This window comes from Thiomonas intermedia (assembly GCF_002028405.1).
In the GTDB taxonomy this organism is placed as follows: Bacteria; Pseudomonadota; Gammaproteobacteria; order Burkholderiales; family Burkholderiaceae_C; genus Thiomonas; species Thiomonas intermedia.
This window is the reverse complement of record NZ_CP020046.1, coordinates 1,647,438-1,661,468: the sequence shown is the minus strand read 5'-3', so window position 1 is coordinate 1,661,468 and position 14,031 is coordinate 1,647,438. Positions and strand designations below refer to the sequence as shown.

Genomic DNA, 14,031 nt, shown 5'->3' with positions numbered 1-14,031 from the left:
AATTTGACATTGCCGGAAAAATCGCTAAGAATCTGCGGTTCGCCTCGGAGAGGTGGCCGAGTGGTTAATGGCAGCAGACTGTAAATCTGCCCTCTTACGAGTACGCTGGTTCGAATCCAGCCCTCTCCACCAGGCGCGAAATTCTCATGTTTTGCTGCGTTTGCGCGGCGAGCAGGTAAGTTGTGGCGGTTGACAGAGTGGCGGCCTTGATCGCGCCCAAGCATCGAAAGCGTGGCAAGGCGGGAGTAGTTCAATGGTAGAACCTTAGCCTTCCAAGCTAATGGCGCGGGTTCGATTCCCGTCTCCCGCTCCAGTTCTTGTCTTGCCTCGCAGTACATCGTTTTTGCATTGAGCGCGCAGGCGTTCATGCCCATGTGGCTCAGTGGTAGAGCACTCCCTTGGTAAGGGAGAGGTCGCGGGTCCGATTCCCGCCATGGGCACCAGTTGATTTTCTTGATTTGTCGATCTTTGTTGGCTTGAGGAGTTTGAATCATGGCGAAGGAAAAGTTTGAGCGGACCAAGCCGCACGTGAACGTGGGCACGATTGGTCACGTGGACCACGGCAAGACCACGCTGACGGCGGCCATCACCACCGTGCTGTCGGCCAAGTTTGGCGGATCGGCCAAGAAGTACGACGAGATTGACGCGGCGCCCGAAGAGAAAGCGCGCGGCATCACCATCAACACCGCGCACGTCGAATACGAGACCGAAAGCCGTCACTACGCCCACGTCGACTGCCCCGGCCACGCCGACTACGTCAAGAACATGATCACCGGAGCCGCCCAGATGGACGGCGCCATTCTGGTCGTGTCCGCTGCCGACGGCCCCATGCCCCAGACCCGCGAGCACATCCTGCTCGCCCGCCAGGTCGGCGTGCCCTACATCGTCGTCTTCCTCAACAAATGCGACATGGTCGACGACGCCGAGCTGCTCGAACTCGTCGAGATGGAAGTGCGCGAACTTCTCTCCAAGTACGACTTCCCCGGTGACGACACCCCCATCATCAAAGGTTCGGCCAAGCTCGCCCTCGAAGGCGACAAAGGCGACCTGGGTGAGAAGGCCATCTTCAGCCTGGCCGACGCCCTCGACAGCTACATCCCCACGCCCGAGCGCGCCGTGGACGGCGCCTTCCTGATGCCCGTCGAAGACGTGTTCTCCATCTCCGGGCGCGGCACCGTCGTGACCGGCCGGATCGAGCGCGGCATCGTCAAAGTCGGCGAAGAAATTGAAATCGTCGGCATCCGCCCCACCCAGAAGACCACCTGCACCGGCGTGGAAATGTTCCGCAAGCTGCTCGACCAAGGTCAGGCCGGCGACAACGTGGGCATTCTGCTGCGCGGCACCAAGCGTGAAGACGTCGAGCGCGGCCAAGTGCTGTGCAAGCCCGGCTCGGTCAAGCCCCACACCCACTTCACCGCCGAGATCTACGTGCTCAGCAAAGACGAAGGCGGCCGCCACACCCCCTTCTTCAACAACTACCGTCCCCAGTTCTACTTCCGCACCACCGACGTCACCGGCGCGGTCGAGCTGCCCAAGGACAAGGAAATGGTCATGCCTGGCGACAACGTCAGCATCACCGTCAAGCTGATCGCCCCCATCGCCATGGAAGAAGGCCTGCGCTTCGCCATCCGTGAAGGCGGTCGCACCGTCGGCGCCGGCGTCGTGGCCAAGATCATCGAGTAAAGGCAAGGCGGGTGAATTTTGGGCGCAAGCCCGTGATTCACCCGGATAAAGGTTTTAGGGATGCGCTCTGCGGGGTGCGCCCAGATCTGTTTGAATTGCGGCCGTTGCCTGTTTCGCAGACAACGGCCTTGGTGCTAGAAGGTACAGGGGCATAGCTCAATTGGCAGAGCGTCGGTCTCCAAAACCGAAGGTTGGGGGTTCGATTCCCTCTGCCCCTGCCACTCCGAACCGTTTCGGGGTTGAACGCGCGTAAATCCATATGGCGAATCCGTCTGTCGAAACCGTCTCCACTGGGGCGGACAAAGCGAAGTTGGGGGCGGCGGCAATTCTGCTGATTGCTGCGCTCGGCCTGTTCTATGGCTTGGGCGGCCAGCCTTTGTGGGTGCGCGTCGTCACGCTGTTGGTCTTGCTGGCGGGAGCGGTGGTGGTGTTTTTCCTCTCCGAGCCGGGGCGTGCGCTCATCGCCTACGGGCAGGATGCCGTGCGCGAGACCAAGAAAGTGGTCTGGCCTTCGCGCAAGGAGGCGATGCAGATGACCGGCATCGTGTTTGCCTTCGTTATTTTGATGGCTATTTTTCTCTGGCTGACCGACAAATCGCTGGAATATGTGCTCTACGACCTGATCCTCGGTTGGAAGCGCTAGGAGCATGAGTATGGCTGAGGCACAAACGATGGCGGCGCAGGCCGGCAAGCAGTGGTATGTCGTCCATGCCTATTCGGGTATGGAGAAGGCGGTGCAGCGCAACCTCGCCGAGCGCATCGAGCGTGCGGGGATGCAGGCCAAATTCGGCCGCATTCTGGTGCCGACCGAAGAGGTTGTCGAAATCAAGAACGGCCACAAGAGCATTACCGAGCGCCGTTTCTTTCCGGGCTATGTGCTCGTCGAAATGGAAATGGATGATGCGACCTGGCACCTGGTCAAGCACACCAGCAAAGTGACCGGTTTCGTGGGCGGCGCCAAGAATCGCCCCGTTCCGATCAGCGAGGCTGATGTCAACAAGATCATGAGTCAGATGCAGGAAGGTGCCGACAAGCCGCGCCCCAAGGTGCAGTTCGAGGTGGGGGAAATGGTCCGCATCAAGGAGGGGCCGTTCACCGATTTCAATGGCAACGTCGAGGAAGTGAACTACGAGAAATCGCGCCTTCGCGTCTCGGTCACCATCTTCGGCCGTGCTACTCCGGTGGAGTTGGAGTTCCAGCAGATCGAGCGTCTCTGACGATCGCAAGTCACCGGATATCGAGCATGCGGGCGGGCCTCTGGGGGTCTGCTCCGAGAAAATCAACTGCGGCCCATCCCGCCCGGGCTGCAGTGTCCATGCAAAGGGGCGGGTTTCGGGGAGCCGCGTGAGAGCGACGGCGCTCGTACCCATACGGAGTCACTATGGCAAAGAAAATTGTCGGCTTCATCAAGCTGCAAGTGCCAGCTGGTAAAGCCAATCCCTCGCCGCCGATCGGCCCGGCGCTCGGTCAGCGCGGCCTCAACATCATGGAATTCTGCAAGGCGTTCAACGCGCAGACCCAGGGTGTCGAGCCGGGTCTGGCGCTGCCGGTGGTCATCACCGCTTTCGCGGACAAGTCTTTCACCTTCATCATCAAGACGCCGCCCGCCGGCGTGCTGATCAAGAAGGCCATCAAGCTCGACAAGGGCTCGGCCAAGCCGCATACCGACAAGGTTGGCAAGATCACCCGTGCTCAGCTCGAAGAGATTGCCAACACCAAGATGAAAGACCTGACCGCCGCCGATCTGGATGCGGCTGTTCGCACTATCGCGGGCACGGCCCGTTCGATGGGCGTTACTGTGGAGGGCGTGTAAATGGCCAAGATGCCCAAACGTTATGCCGCCTTGCGCGCCAAGGTCGATTCCAACAAGCTCTACGCGCTCGATGATGCGCTGGCCCTGGTCAAGGAGTGCGCGGTCGCCAAGTTCGACGAGTCCATCGATGTGGCCGTAAGCCTCGGCGTGGATACGCGCAAGTCCGATCAGGTCGTGCGTGGCTCCGTGGTGCTGCCCGCGGGGACCGGCAAGATCAAGCGCGTGGCCGTGTTCGCGCAGGGTGCCAAGGCCGAAGAGGCCAAGGCTGCAGGGGCCGATATCGTTGGCTTCGAAGATCTGGCCGAACAGGTCAAGGCCGGCAACCTCAATTTCGACATCGTCATCGCCTCGCCTGACGCCATGCGCGTGGTCGGTGCGCTGGGCCAGATTCTCGGCCCGCGTGGCATGATGCCAAACCCCAAGGTCGGTACGGTGACGCCGGACGTGGCCGGTGCGGTGAAGAACGCGAAAGCCGGTCAGGTGCAGTTCCGCGCTGACAAGGCGGGCATCGTGCACGGCACGATTGGTCGTGCTTCGTTCGGCCCGGACGCGCTGCGCAACAACCTCGCTGCGCTGATCGAGGCCTTGCAAAAGGCCCGTCCCGCAGCCGCCAAGGGCATCTACCTGAAAAAGGTGGCCGTTTCGTCCACCATGGGGATCGGCGTGCGCGTCGATACCGCCACGGTGAACGCGGCTGTTGCCGGGCAGTAAGTGTTTGAAATGGTCTCGCCTTGACGCAAGAGTCGGGCGGGGCTGTGCAGGAATTGGTGGGCCGATGCGGTGATGTTCTGCCGCCTCGGGCGATCCAAGACCGCAGGCGCGAGGCCATGGTCTCGCTTAATTCGACATCAGCCTTGGGTGTCGGGTCTGCGCAGATGGCGAACCCGCTGGACGAGAGAATGGGCGAGATGCGAGTCTTGCCTGTGGTCACTCCAGAGGACGCTTGTTTAGGCGCCGCGAACCGCAGGGTTCAAGGCAATATCTTCAGGAGTCAATCTTGAGTCTCAACCGCTCTGAAAAGCAAGCTTCAGTCGAGGAAATCTCGGCGCTGGCAGCCAAGGCGCAATCCCTGGTTCTGGCCGAGTACCGCGGCATTGCAGTCGAGCAGATGACCAAGCTGCGCAAGCAGGCTCGCGAAAACGGGGTGCATCTCCAGGTGTTCAAGAACACGCTGGCCCGGCGCGCCGTCACGGGTACCCCGTGCGAGGTTCTTGCCGGTGAAATGGCCGGTCCGCTGATCTACGGTTTTTCCGAAGACGCAGTGGCCGCCGCGCGGGTCATCAACGACTTTGCAAAAACCAACGACAAGCTGGTCATCCGCTCGGGTGTCGTCAACGGCAAGGCGCTGGACGCTGCCGGGGTCAAGACCCTTGCCAGCATTCCGTCACGCGAAGTTTTGCTGGCGCGCCTGCTGGGTGTCATGCAGGCCCCTGTGTCCGGCTTTGCCGTGGCGCTGGGTCAGCTGGCGAAAAAGCGCGAAACCGAAGCAGCCTGATCTGGCTGAAGCTTTCAACATTCTCTTTTCAAACATTTATCTCGGAGTCAACAAATGGCAATGAACCAACAAGACATCCTCGACGCCGTCGGTGGCATGACCGTTCTGGAACTCAACGACCTGGTCAAGGCGTTCGAAGAGAAGTTCGGCGTGTCCGCTGCCGCCATGGCCGTGGCCGCTCCTGGCGCGGGCGGCGGTGCTGCTGCCCCGGCTGAAGAGCAGACCGAATTCAACGTGATGCTGCTCGAAACCGGCGCCAACAAGGTCAGCGTGATCAAGGCCGTGCGCGAACTGACGGGTCTGGGCCTGAAGGAAGCCAAGGACCTGGTGGATGGTGCGCCCAAGGCCGTCAAGGAAGGCATCGCCAAGGCGGACGCCGAAGCTGCCAAGAAGAAGCTCGAAGAAGCTGGCGCCAAGGCCGAAATCAAGTAAGCCTCGGTTATGGCGTGGGCCCGGAAGGTCGATTGGCCTTCCGGGCTTTCGCGCCTTCTGTCGGTTCAAACCGGCGAGGTGTTTAGGTTGTCACTGCGTGAGCAGTTATCGCATGGTCTGGGGTGTTCCCGGGGTATGCGATAACTGATTTTGTCCCTGTGGAGCGGAGCGTATCCATGTCCTACTCGTTCACTGAGAAAAAGCGCATTCGGAAAAGTTTTGGCAGCCGCCAAAGTGTTCTGGATGTTCCCTATCTGCTGGCTACGCAGATCAACTCCTACGAGGCCTTTCTGCAGAAAGACCTTCCCTTGGCGCAGCGCAAGGACGAAGGACTGGAAGCGGCGTTCCGCGCCATTTTCCCCATCGTGTCGCACAACCAGAACGTGCGCATGGAATACAACGGCTACACCCTGGCGCGTCCCGTCTTCGACGTCCGCGAATGCCAGCAGCGCGGCCTGACCTTCGCGTCGGCGCTGCGGGCCAAGGTGCGCCTGATCGTGATGGACCGCGAAGCGGCCAAACCCACGGTCAAGGAGGTGAAGGAGCAGGAGGTCTATATGGGCGAGATTCCGCTCATGACCGACAAGGGTTCCTTCATCATCAACGGCACCGAGCGCGTCATCGTGAGCCAGCTGCACCGTTCTCCCGGCGTGTTTTTCGAGCACGACAAGGGCAAGACCCACAGCTCGGGCAAACTGCTGTTCAGCGCCCGCATCATTCCTTACCGCGGCTCGTGGCTCGACTTCGAATTCGACGCCAAGGACATCCTGTATTTCCGTGTCGACCGTCGCCGCAAGATGCCGGTCACCATTCTGCTCAAGGCCCTGGGACTGAATCCCGAGCAGATCCTGGCGCACTTCTTCGCCTTCGACCACATGCAGTTGATGGACGACGGCGCCCTGCTCGAATTCGTGCCCGACCACTTCAAGGGCGAGGTGGCGCGCTTCGACCTGATCGACCAGAACGGCAAGGTCGTCGTGGCCAAGGACAAGCGCATCAACACCCGCCACTTGCGCGACCTCGAAACCAGCGGCACGCAGCGTTTGTCGGTGCCTGAGGATTTCCTGCTGGGCAAGGTGCTGGCCCGCAATCTGGTGTCGCAGGACACCGGCGAGATCGTGGCTCGCGCCAACGACGAGCTGACCGAGCCGCTGCTGAAGAAGATCCGCGAGGCGGGTATCCAGCAAATCCAGACGCTCTACGTCAACGACCTCGATCAGGGCGCCTTCATCTCGCAGACCCTGCGCATCGATGAGGTGGCCGATCAGCTCGGCGCCAAGGTGGCGATCTACCGCATGATGCGGCCCGGCGAGCCGCCGACCGAAGACGCGGTGGAGGCTCTGTTCAACCGCCTGTTCTTCGATGCCGATGCCTACGACCTGTCGCGCGTGGGCCGCATGAAGTTCAATCGCCGGCTCGGTCGCGAGGAGATCGAAGGCGAGATGGTGCTGTCGCATGAAGACATCATGGCGGTCATCAAGCTGCTGGTCGAACTGCGCAACGGCCGCGGCGAAGTCGATGACATCGACCACCTCGGCAACCGCAGGGTGCGCTGCGTGGGCGAGCTGGCCGAGAACCAGTTCCGCGCCGGGCTTTCGCGCATCGAGCGCGCGGTCAAGGAGCGTCTGGGCCAGGCCGAGACCGAAAACCTGATGCCGCACGACTTCATCAATTCCAAGCCCATCTCGGCGGCGATCAAGGAGTTCTTCGGCTCCAGCCAGCTGTCGCAGTTCATGGACCAGACCAACCCGCTGTCGGAAATCACGCACAAGCGCCGCGTCTCGGCCCTGGGCCCGGGCGGTCTGACCCGCGAGCGTGCCGGCTTCGAGGTGCGCGACGTGCATCCGACGCACTACGGCCGCGTGTGCCCGATCGAAACGCCTGAAGGCCCGAACATCGGCCTGATCAACTCTCTGGCCCTGTTTGCGCGCCTGAACGAGTACGGCTTCATCGAGACGCCCTATCGCCGCGTGATCGACCGCAAGGTCACCGACCAGATCGATTACCTCTCGGCCATCGAGGAAGGCAAGTACGTGATCGCCCAGGCCAACGCCGGCATGGACGAGAACGGCCTGCTCAACGACGAGTTGGTGTCGGCCCGCGAAACCGGCGAATCCATCCTGGTGTCGCCCGAGCGCGTGCAGTACATGGACGTGTCGCCCAGCCAGATCGTGTCGGCCGCGGCCTCGCTCGTGCCCTTCCTGGAGCACGACGATGCCAACCGCGCGCTGATGGGCGCCAACATGCAGCGCCAGGCCGTGCCCGTGCTGCGCCCTGAAAAGCCGCTGGTGGGTACCGGCGTCGAGCGCGTGACCGCGGTCGACTCGGGCACCGTGGTCACCGCCTTGCGCGGCGGCGTGGTGGACTACGTGGACAGCGCCCGTATCGTGGTGCGCGTCAACGACGAGGAAACCCAGGCCGGCGAAGTCGGCGTGGACATCTACAACCTCATCAAGTATCAGCGTTCCAACCAGAACACCAACATCCATCAGCGCCCGCTGGTCAAGCGCGGCGACAGGCTCGCCAAGGGCGATGTGGTGGCCGATGGTGCCTCGACCGACATCGGCGAGCTGGCTCTCGGCCAGAACATGCTGGTGGCCTTCATGCCCTGGAACGGCTACAACTACGAAGACTCGATCCTGCTGTCCGAGCGCGTGGTGGCCGAAGATCGCTTCACCTCGATCCACATCGAAGAGCTGAACGTGCCGGCCCGCGATACCAAGCTGGGCTCCGAAGAAATCACCCGCGACATTCCCAACCTGTCCGAGCATCAGCTCGCGCGGCTGGACGAGTCGGGCATCATCTATGTGGGAGCCGAAGTGGAGGCGGGCGACGTGCTCGTCGGCAAGGTCACGCCCAAGGGCGAGACCCAGCTCACGCCTGAAGAGAAGCTGCTGCGCGCCATCTTCGGCGAGAAGGCTTCCGACGTGAAGGACACTTCGCTGCGCGTGCCCTCGGGCATGTACGGCACCGTCATCGACGTGCAGGTCTTCACGCGCGAAGGCATTCCGCGCGACAAACGCGCCCAGCAGATCATCGACGATGAGCTCAAGCGTTACCGTCTGGACCTGAACGACCAGATGCGTATCGTCGAGGCCGACACCTTCGATCGTCTGGGCAAGCTGCTCACGGGCAAGACCGCCAACGGCGGGCCGAACAAGCTCTCCAAGGGTGCGGCCATCACCGCAGACTATCTGGGTGAGACCGACCGCTACAACTGGTTCGACATCCGCCCGGCCGACGAGGCTCTGGCGCAGCAGATGGAACAGCTCAAGGATTCGCTGGAGAAGCGTCGCCACGAGTTCGACCTGATGTTTGAAGAAAAGCGCCGCAAGCTCACCCAGGGCGATGAGCTGCCCACCGGTGTGCTCAAGATGGTCAAGGTCTACCTGGCCGTCAAGCGCCGCCTGCAGCCTGGCGACAAGATGGCCGGCCGTCACGGCAACAAGGGCGTGGTCTCCAAGATCGTTCCGGTCGAGGACATGCCGCACATGCCCGATGGCACCACCGTGGACATCGTGCTCAATCCGCTGGGCGTGCCCTCGCGGATGAACATCGGCCAGATTCTCGAAACCCACCTGGGCTGGGCCTCGATCGGCATCGGCAAGCGCGTCAACGACATGTTGCAGTCGCACGCCAAGGCGACCGAGCTGCGCAAATTCCTGGGCACGCTGTACAACTTCAGCGGCAAACAGGAAGCACTCGACAAGCTCAGCGATGCCGAGGTGCTGGAACTGGCCCACAACCTCAAGGCCGGCCTGCCGATCGCCAGCCCGGTGTTCGACGGCGCCAGCGAGGCCGAAATCGGTCAGATGCTCGACCTCGCCTATCCCGACGGCATCGCCGAGAAGCTGCAGCTCACCGCGGCGAAGAAGCAGGTCATGCTCACCGACGGCCGCACCGGCGAACTGTTCGAGCGCCCGGTGACCGTGGGCATCATGCACATGCTCAAGCTGCATCACCTGGTCGACGACAAGATGCACGCCCGCTCCACCGGCCCGTACTCGCTCGTCACCCAGCAGCCGCTGGGCGGCAAGGCGCAGTTTGGTGGCCAGCGTTTCGGGGAGATGGAAGTCTGGGCGCTCGAGGCCTACGGCGCGTCTTACGTGCTGCAGGAGATGCTCACCGTCAAGTCCGACGATACGCAAGGCCGCACCAAGATGTACGAGAGCATCGTCAAGGGCGATCACATCATCGAGGCCGGGATGCCCGAGTCGTTCAACGTGCTGATCAAGGAAATCCGTTCCCTGGGTCTGGACATCGAACTCGAACGCAATTGAGATTTGTGCCGTGTCCGGCGCGTGCTGCGCGCGCCGGATTTCGCATCTGAAGGAGTGAAAGCATGAAAGCGCTACTCGACCTGTTCAAGCAGTTTCATCAGGATGAGCATTTCGACGCCATTCGCATCGGCCTGGCGTCGCCGGAGAAAATCCGTTCCTGGTCGTTCGGTGAGGTGAAAAAGCCCGAGACCATCAACTACCGCACGTTCAAGCCCGAGCGCGACGGCCTGTTCTGCGCCAAGATCTTCGGCCCGATCAAAGACTACGAGTGCCTGTGCGGCAAGTACAAGCGCCTGAAGCACCGCGGCGTGATCTGCGAGAAGTGCGGCGTCGAAGTCACCCAGAGCAAGGTGCGCCGCGAGCGCATGGGTCATATCGACATGGCCAGCCCGGTGGCGCACATCTGGTTCCTCAAGAGCCTGCCATCCCGTCTGGGCATCGTGCTCGACATGGCGTTGCGCGACATCGAGCGCGTGCTGTATTTCGAGGCCTACGTGGTCACCGACCCCGGCATGACACCGCTCAAGGTCGGCCAGGTGCTTTCCGAAGACGAGTTCGCCGCCAAGCGCACCGAGTTTGGCGAAGAGTTCGTGGCTTTCATGGGCGCTGAAGGCGTGCATGCCCTGCTGCACAACATGGATCTCGACCTGGAGATCGAGAAGCTGCGCGGCGACATGACCGGCTCCGACACCAAGGTCAAGAAGAACGTCAAGCGCCTCAAGGTGATGCAGGCGTTCAAAGACTCCGGCACCAAGCCCGAGTGGATGGTCATGACGGTGCTGCCCGTGCTGCCGCCGGATCTGCGTCCGCTCGTTCCCCTGGACGGCGGCCGCTTCGCGACCTCCGACCTGAACGATCTGTACCGTCGCGTCATCAACCGCAACAACCGCCTGCGCCGTCTGCTGGAGCTGTCCGCGCCTGAAATCATCGTGCGCAACGAAAAGCGCATGTTGCAGGAAGCGGTGGATTCGCTGATGGACAACGGCCGTCGCGGCAAGGCGATGGTGGGCCAGAACAAGCGCCCGCTGAAGTCGCTCGCCGACATGATCAAGGGCAAGAGCGGCCGCTTCCGCCAGAATCTGTTGGGCAAGCGTGTCGACTACTCGGGCCGTTCGGTCATCACCGTGGGCCCGACGCTCAAGCTGCATCAGTGCGGCCTGCCCAAGCTGATGGCCCTGGAGCTGTTCAAGCCCTTCATCTTCCACAAGCTCGAAACCATGGGCGTGGCCACCACCATCAAGGCGGCCAAGAAGGAAGTTGAATCGCAGACCCCCATCGTCTGGGACATTCTCGAAGACGTGATCCGCGAGCATCCCGTGATGCTCAATCGCGCGCCCACGCTGCACCGCCTGGGCATTCAGGCCTTCGAGCCGATGCTGATCGAAGGCAAGGCCATCCAGCTTCACCCGCTGGTCTGCGCCGCGTTCAACGCCGACTTCGACGGCGACCAGATGGCCGTGCACGTGCCGCTGTCGCTCGAGGCGCAGGTGGAAGCCCGCGCCCTCATGCTGGCTTCGAACAACATCCTGTTCCCGGCCAACGGCGAACCCTCCATCGTGCCGTCGCAGGATATGGTGCTGGGCCTGTACTACGCCACCCGTGAGCGCATCAACGGTCGCGGCGAAGGCATCGTGTTTGCCGACGTGTCCGAAGTGCATCGCGCCCTCGACGCCAAACAGGTCGAAATCACCAGCCGCATCAGCGTTCGCCTGACCGAGTACGAGAAGGACAAGGCCACGGGCAGCTTCACGCCCAAGACCGCCGTGGTGGAAACCACCGTCGGCCGCGCACTGCTGTCCGAGATTCTGCCCAAGGGCCTGCCGTTCAGCATCATGAACAAGGCGCTGAAGAAGAAGGAAATCTCGCGCCTGATCAATGCCTCGTTCCGCCGCTGCGGGCTGCGCGAAACCGCGATCTTCGCCGACAAGCTGCTGCAGTCGGGCTTCTCGCTGGCGACCAAGGCCGGCATCTCGATCAGCATCGACGACATGCTGATCCCGGAAGAGAAGTACAAGGTCATCGCCCGTGCCGAGAAGGAAGTCAAGGAGATCGAGCAGCAGTACTCCTCCGGCCTGGTGACGCAAGGCGAGCGCTACAACAAGGTCGTGGACATCTGGGGCCGCGCCGGCGACGAAGTCGGCAAGGCGCTGATGAGCCACCTCTCCAACCAGACGGTCAAAGACCGTCACGGCAAGGACGTCCGTCAGGAATCGTTCAACTCGATCTACATGATGGCCGACTCGGGGGCCCGCGGTTCCGCAGCCCAGATCCGCCAGCTGGCCGGCATGCGTGGCCTGATGGCCAAGCCTGACGGCTCCATCATCGAGACCCCCATCACGGCCAACTTCCGTGAAGGTCTGAACGTGCTGCAGTACTTCATCTCCACGCACGGCGCCCGTAAGGGTCTGGCCGACACGGCGCTGAAGACCGCGAACTCCGGCTACCTGACCCGCCGTCTGGTGGACGTGACCCAGGATCTGGTCGTCACCGAGAACGACTGCGGCACGGCCAATGGCACGAATATGCGCGCCCTCGTCGAAGGCGGTGAAGTCATCGAATCGCTGCGCGACCGCGTGCTCGGCCGCGTCGCGGCGGTGGACGTCGTCAATCCCGAAACGCAGGACGTCATCGTGCCCGCGGGCGAGATGCTCGACGAGGACATGCTCGACCTGGTCGAGGCCGCGGGCATCGACGAGATCAAGGTGCGCACCGCGCTGACCTGCGAAACCCGCTACGGCATCTGCGCCAAGTGCTACGGCCGCGATCTCGGCCGCGGCACGCTGGTCACCAACGGCGAAGCGGTCGGCGTGATCGCCGCGCAGTCCATCGGCGAACCCGGCACCCAGCTGACCATGCGCACCTTCCACATCGGTGGTGCGGCGTCGCGTGCGGCCGTCGTGTCCAGCGTGGAGGCCAAGAGCGCCGGTACCGTGCGCTTCACCGCCACCATGCGCTATGTCACCAACACCAAGGGCGAGCAGGTGGTCATCACCCGCTCCGGCGAAGTGCTGGTCACCGACGACCACGGCCGCGAGCGCGAGCGCCACAAGGTGCCCTATGGCGCGACCCTGTTCGTCAAGGACGGCATGGTCATCAAGGCCGGCACCTTGGTGGCCAACTGGGATCCGCTGACCCGCCCCATCATCACCGAGTACGCCGGCCAGATCAAGTTCGAGAACGTCGAAGAAGGCGTTACCGTGGCCAAGCAGGTCGACGAAGTCACCGGCCTGTCCACCCTCGTCGTGATCGACCCGAAACGCCGCGGCTCTGCCAAGGTGGTGCGTCCGCAGGTCAAGCTGCTCAACGAGCAAGGCCACGAGGTCAAGATTCCAGGCACCGATCACGCCGTGACCATCGGCTTCACCGTGGGTGCGCTGATCCAGGTGCGCGACGGCCAGGACGTGGGCCCCGGCGAGGTGCTGGCGCGTATCCCGATGGAAGGCCAGAAGACCCGCGACATCACGGGGGGTCTGCCTCGCGTGGCCGAGCTGTTCGAAGCCCGTTCACCCAAGGATGCCGGCATGCTGGCCGAGACCACCGGCACCGTCTCCTTCGGCAAGGAAACCAAAGGCAAGGTCCGTCTGGTCATCACCGACCTCGACGGCAACTCCAGCGAGTTCCTCATCCCGAAGGAAAAGAACGTGCTGGTGCACGAAGGCCAAGTGGTCAACAAAGGTGAGCTCATCGTCGACGGCCCGGCCGAGCCGCAGGACATCCTGCGCCTGCTGGGCGTGGAAGCCCTGGCGCGCTACATCGTCGATGAAGTGCAGGACGTCTACCGTCTGCAGGGCGTGAAGATCAACGACAAGCACATCGAGGTGATCGTGCGCCAGATGCTGCGCCGCGTTGAAATCAAAGACCCGGGCGACAGCGACTACATCGCGGGTGAGCAGGTCGAACGTTCGCAGGTTCTGGCGACGAACGATCAGCTTCTCCACGACGGCAAACTGCCGGCGACCTTCAACAACCTGCTGCTGGGTATCACCAAGGCCAGCTTGTCCACCGACAGCTTCATCTCCGCCGCGTCCTTCCAGGAAACCACGCGCGTGCTGACCGAAGCCGCCATCATGGGCAAGCGCGACGAGTTGCGTGGCCTGAAAGAGAACGTCATCGTTGGCCGTCTCATCCCCGCAGGCACCGGTCTGGCCTTCCACCAGGCGCGCAAGGCCAAGGATGCGATGGACCAGGCCGATCGTGCCGCCCAGGCCGCAGCCGAACTGCAGGCGCTCGAAGACAGCACCCTGCACTCGGCCGAGTCCGACGGCGCGTCAGACGAGGCTTGAGGCCAGCATCTCACCCAACTCGCGTGGCCAGGACACGGCTTCGAG

9 protein-coding genes and 4 tRNA genes are annotated in these 14,031 nt (G+C 62.6%); all 13 read left to right on the top strand.

Annotated elements, in window-relative coordinates:
* The first annotated feature begins 46 nt into the window (after positions 1 to 46).
* The 13 genes from BVH73_RS07790 to rpoC all read left to right on the top strand — a co-directional run bounded on the left by BVH73_RS07790 (position 47) and on the right by rpoC (position 13,986).
* Positions 47 to 132: transfer RNA gene (locus BVH73_RS07790), tRNA-Tyr, on the top strand.
* A 107-nt stretch (positions 133 to 239) separates the two neighbouring features.
* Positions 240 to 313, top strand: a tRNA-Gly gene (locus BVH73_RS07785).
* A 55-nt stretch (positions 314 to 368) separates the two neighbouring features.
* Positions 369 to 443: transfer RNA gene (locus BVH73_RS07780), tRNA-Thr, on the top strand.
* A 49-nt stretch (positions 444 to 492) separates the two neighbouring features.
* Complete coding sequence (tuf, locus tag BVH73_RS07775) at positions 493 to 1,683, top strand: elongation factor Tu (protein ID WP_079417354.1); 1,191 nt, start codon at positions 493 to 495, stop codon at positions 1,681 to 1,683.
* 145 nt (positions 1,684 to 1,828) lie between these two features.
* A tRNA-Trp gene (locus BVH73_RS07770) sits at positions 1,829 to 1,904 on the top strand.
* A gap of 38 nt (positions 1,905 to 1,942) precedes the next feature.
* On the top strand, positions 1,943 to 2,326 hold the full coding sequence (secE, locus tag BVH73_RS07765) for a preprotein translocase subunit SecE (protein WP_079417566.1): 384 nt from the start codon (positions 1,943 to 1,945) through the stop codon (positions 2,324 to 2,326).
* A gap of 10 nt (positions 2,327 to 2,336) precedes the next feature.
* A complete protein-coding gene (gene nusG / locus BVH73_RS07760) occupies positions 2,337 to 2,900 on the top strand; it encodes a transcription termination/antitermination protein NusG (protein ID WP_079417564.1) in 564 nt (187 codons plus the stop codon).
* 164 nt (positions 2,901 to 3,064) lie between these two features.
* A complete protein-coding gene (gene rplK, locus BVH73_RS07755) occupies positions 3,065 to 3,496 on the top strand; it encodes a 50S ribosomal protein L11 (RefSeq protein ID WP_013107509.1) in 432 nt (143 codons plus the stop codon).
* Complete coding sequence (gene rplA / locus BVH73_RS07750; RefSeq protein ID WP_079417562.1) at positions 3,497 to 4,207, top strand: 50S ribosomal protein L1; 711 nt, start codon at positions 3,497 to 3,499, stop codon at positions 4,205 to 4,207.
* A 286-nt stretch (positions 4,208 to 4,493) separates the two neighbouring features.
* The gene (rplJ, locus tag BVH73_RS07740) at positions 4,494 to 4,991 is read left to right on the top strand and encodes a 50S ribosomal protein L10 (protein ID WP_079417558.1); all 498 of its coding nucleotides are present in this window, start codon (positions 4,494 to 4,496) and stop codon (positions 4,989 to 4,991) included.
* A gap of 54 nt (positions 4,992 to 5,045) precedes the next feature.
* Positions 5,046 to 5,423: a 50S ribosomal protein L7/L12 gene (rplL, locus tag BVH73_RS07735; protein ID WP_079417556.1), complete on the top strand. Its 378-nt coding sequence runs from the start codon at positions 5,046 to 5,048 to the stop codon at positions 5,421 to 5,423.
* A gap of 176 nt (positions 5,424 to 5,599) precedes the next feature.
* Positions 5,600 to 9,703, top strand: a complete 4,104-nt coding sequence (rpoB, locus tag BVH73_RS07730) for a DNA-directed RNA polymerase subunit beta (protein WP_079417554.1) — start codon at positions 5,600 to 5,602, stop codon at positions 9,701 to 9,703.
* A gap of 62 nt (positions 9,704 to 9,765) precedes the next feature.
* Positions 9,766 to 13,986: a DNA-directed RNA polymerase subunit beta' gene (gene rpoC, locus BVH73_RS07725; protein WP_079417552.1), complete on the top strand. Its 4,221-nt coding sequence runs from the start codon at positions 9,766 to 9,768 to the stop codon at positions 13,984 to 13,986.
* Positions 13,987 to 14,031 lie beyond the last annotated feature (45 nt).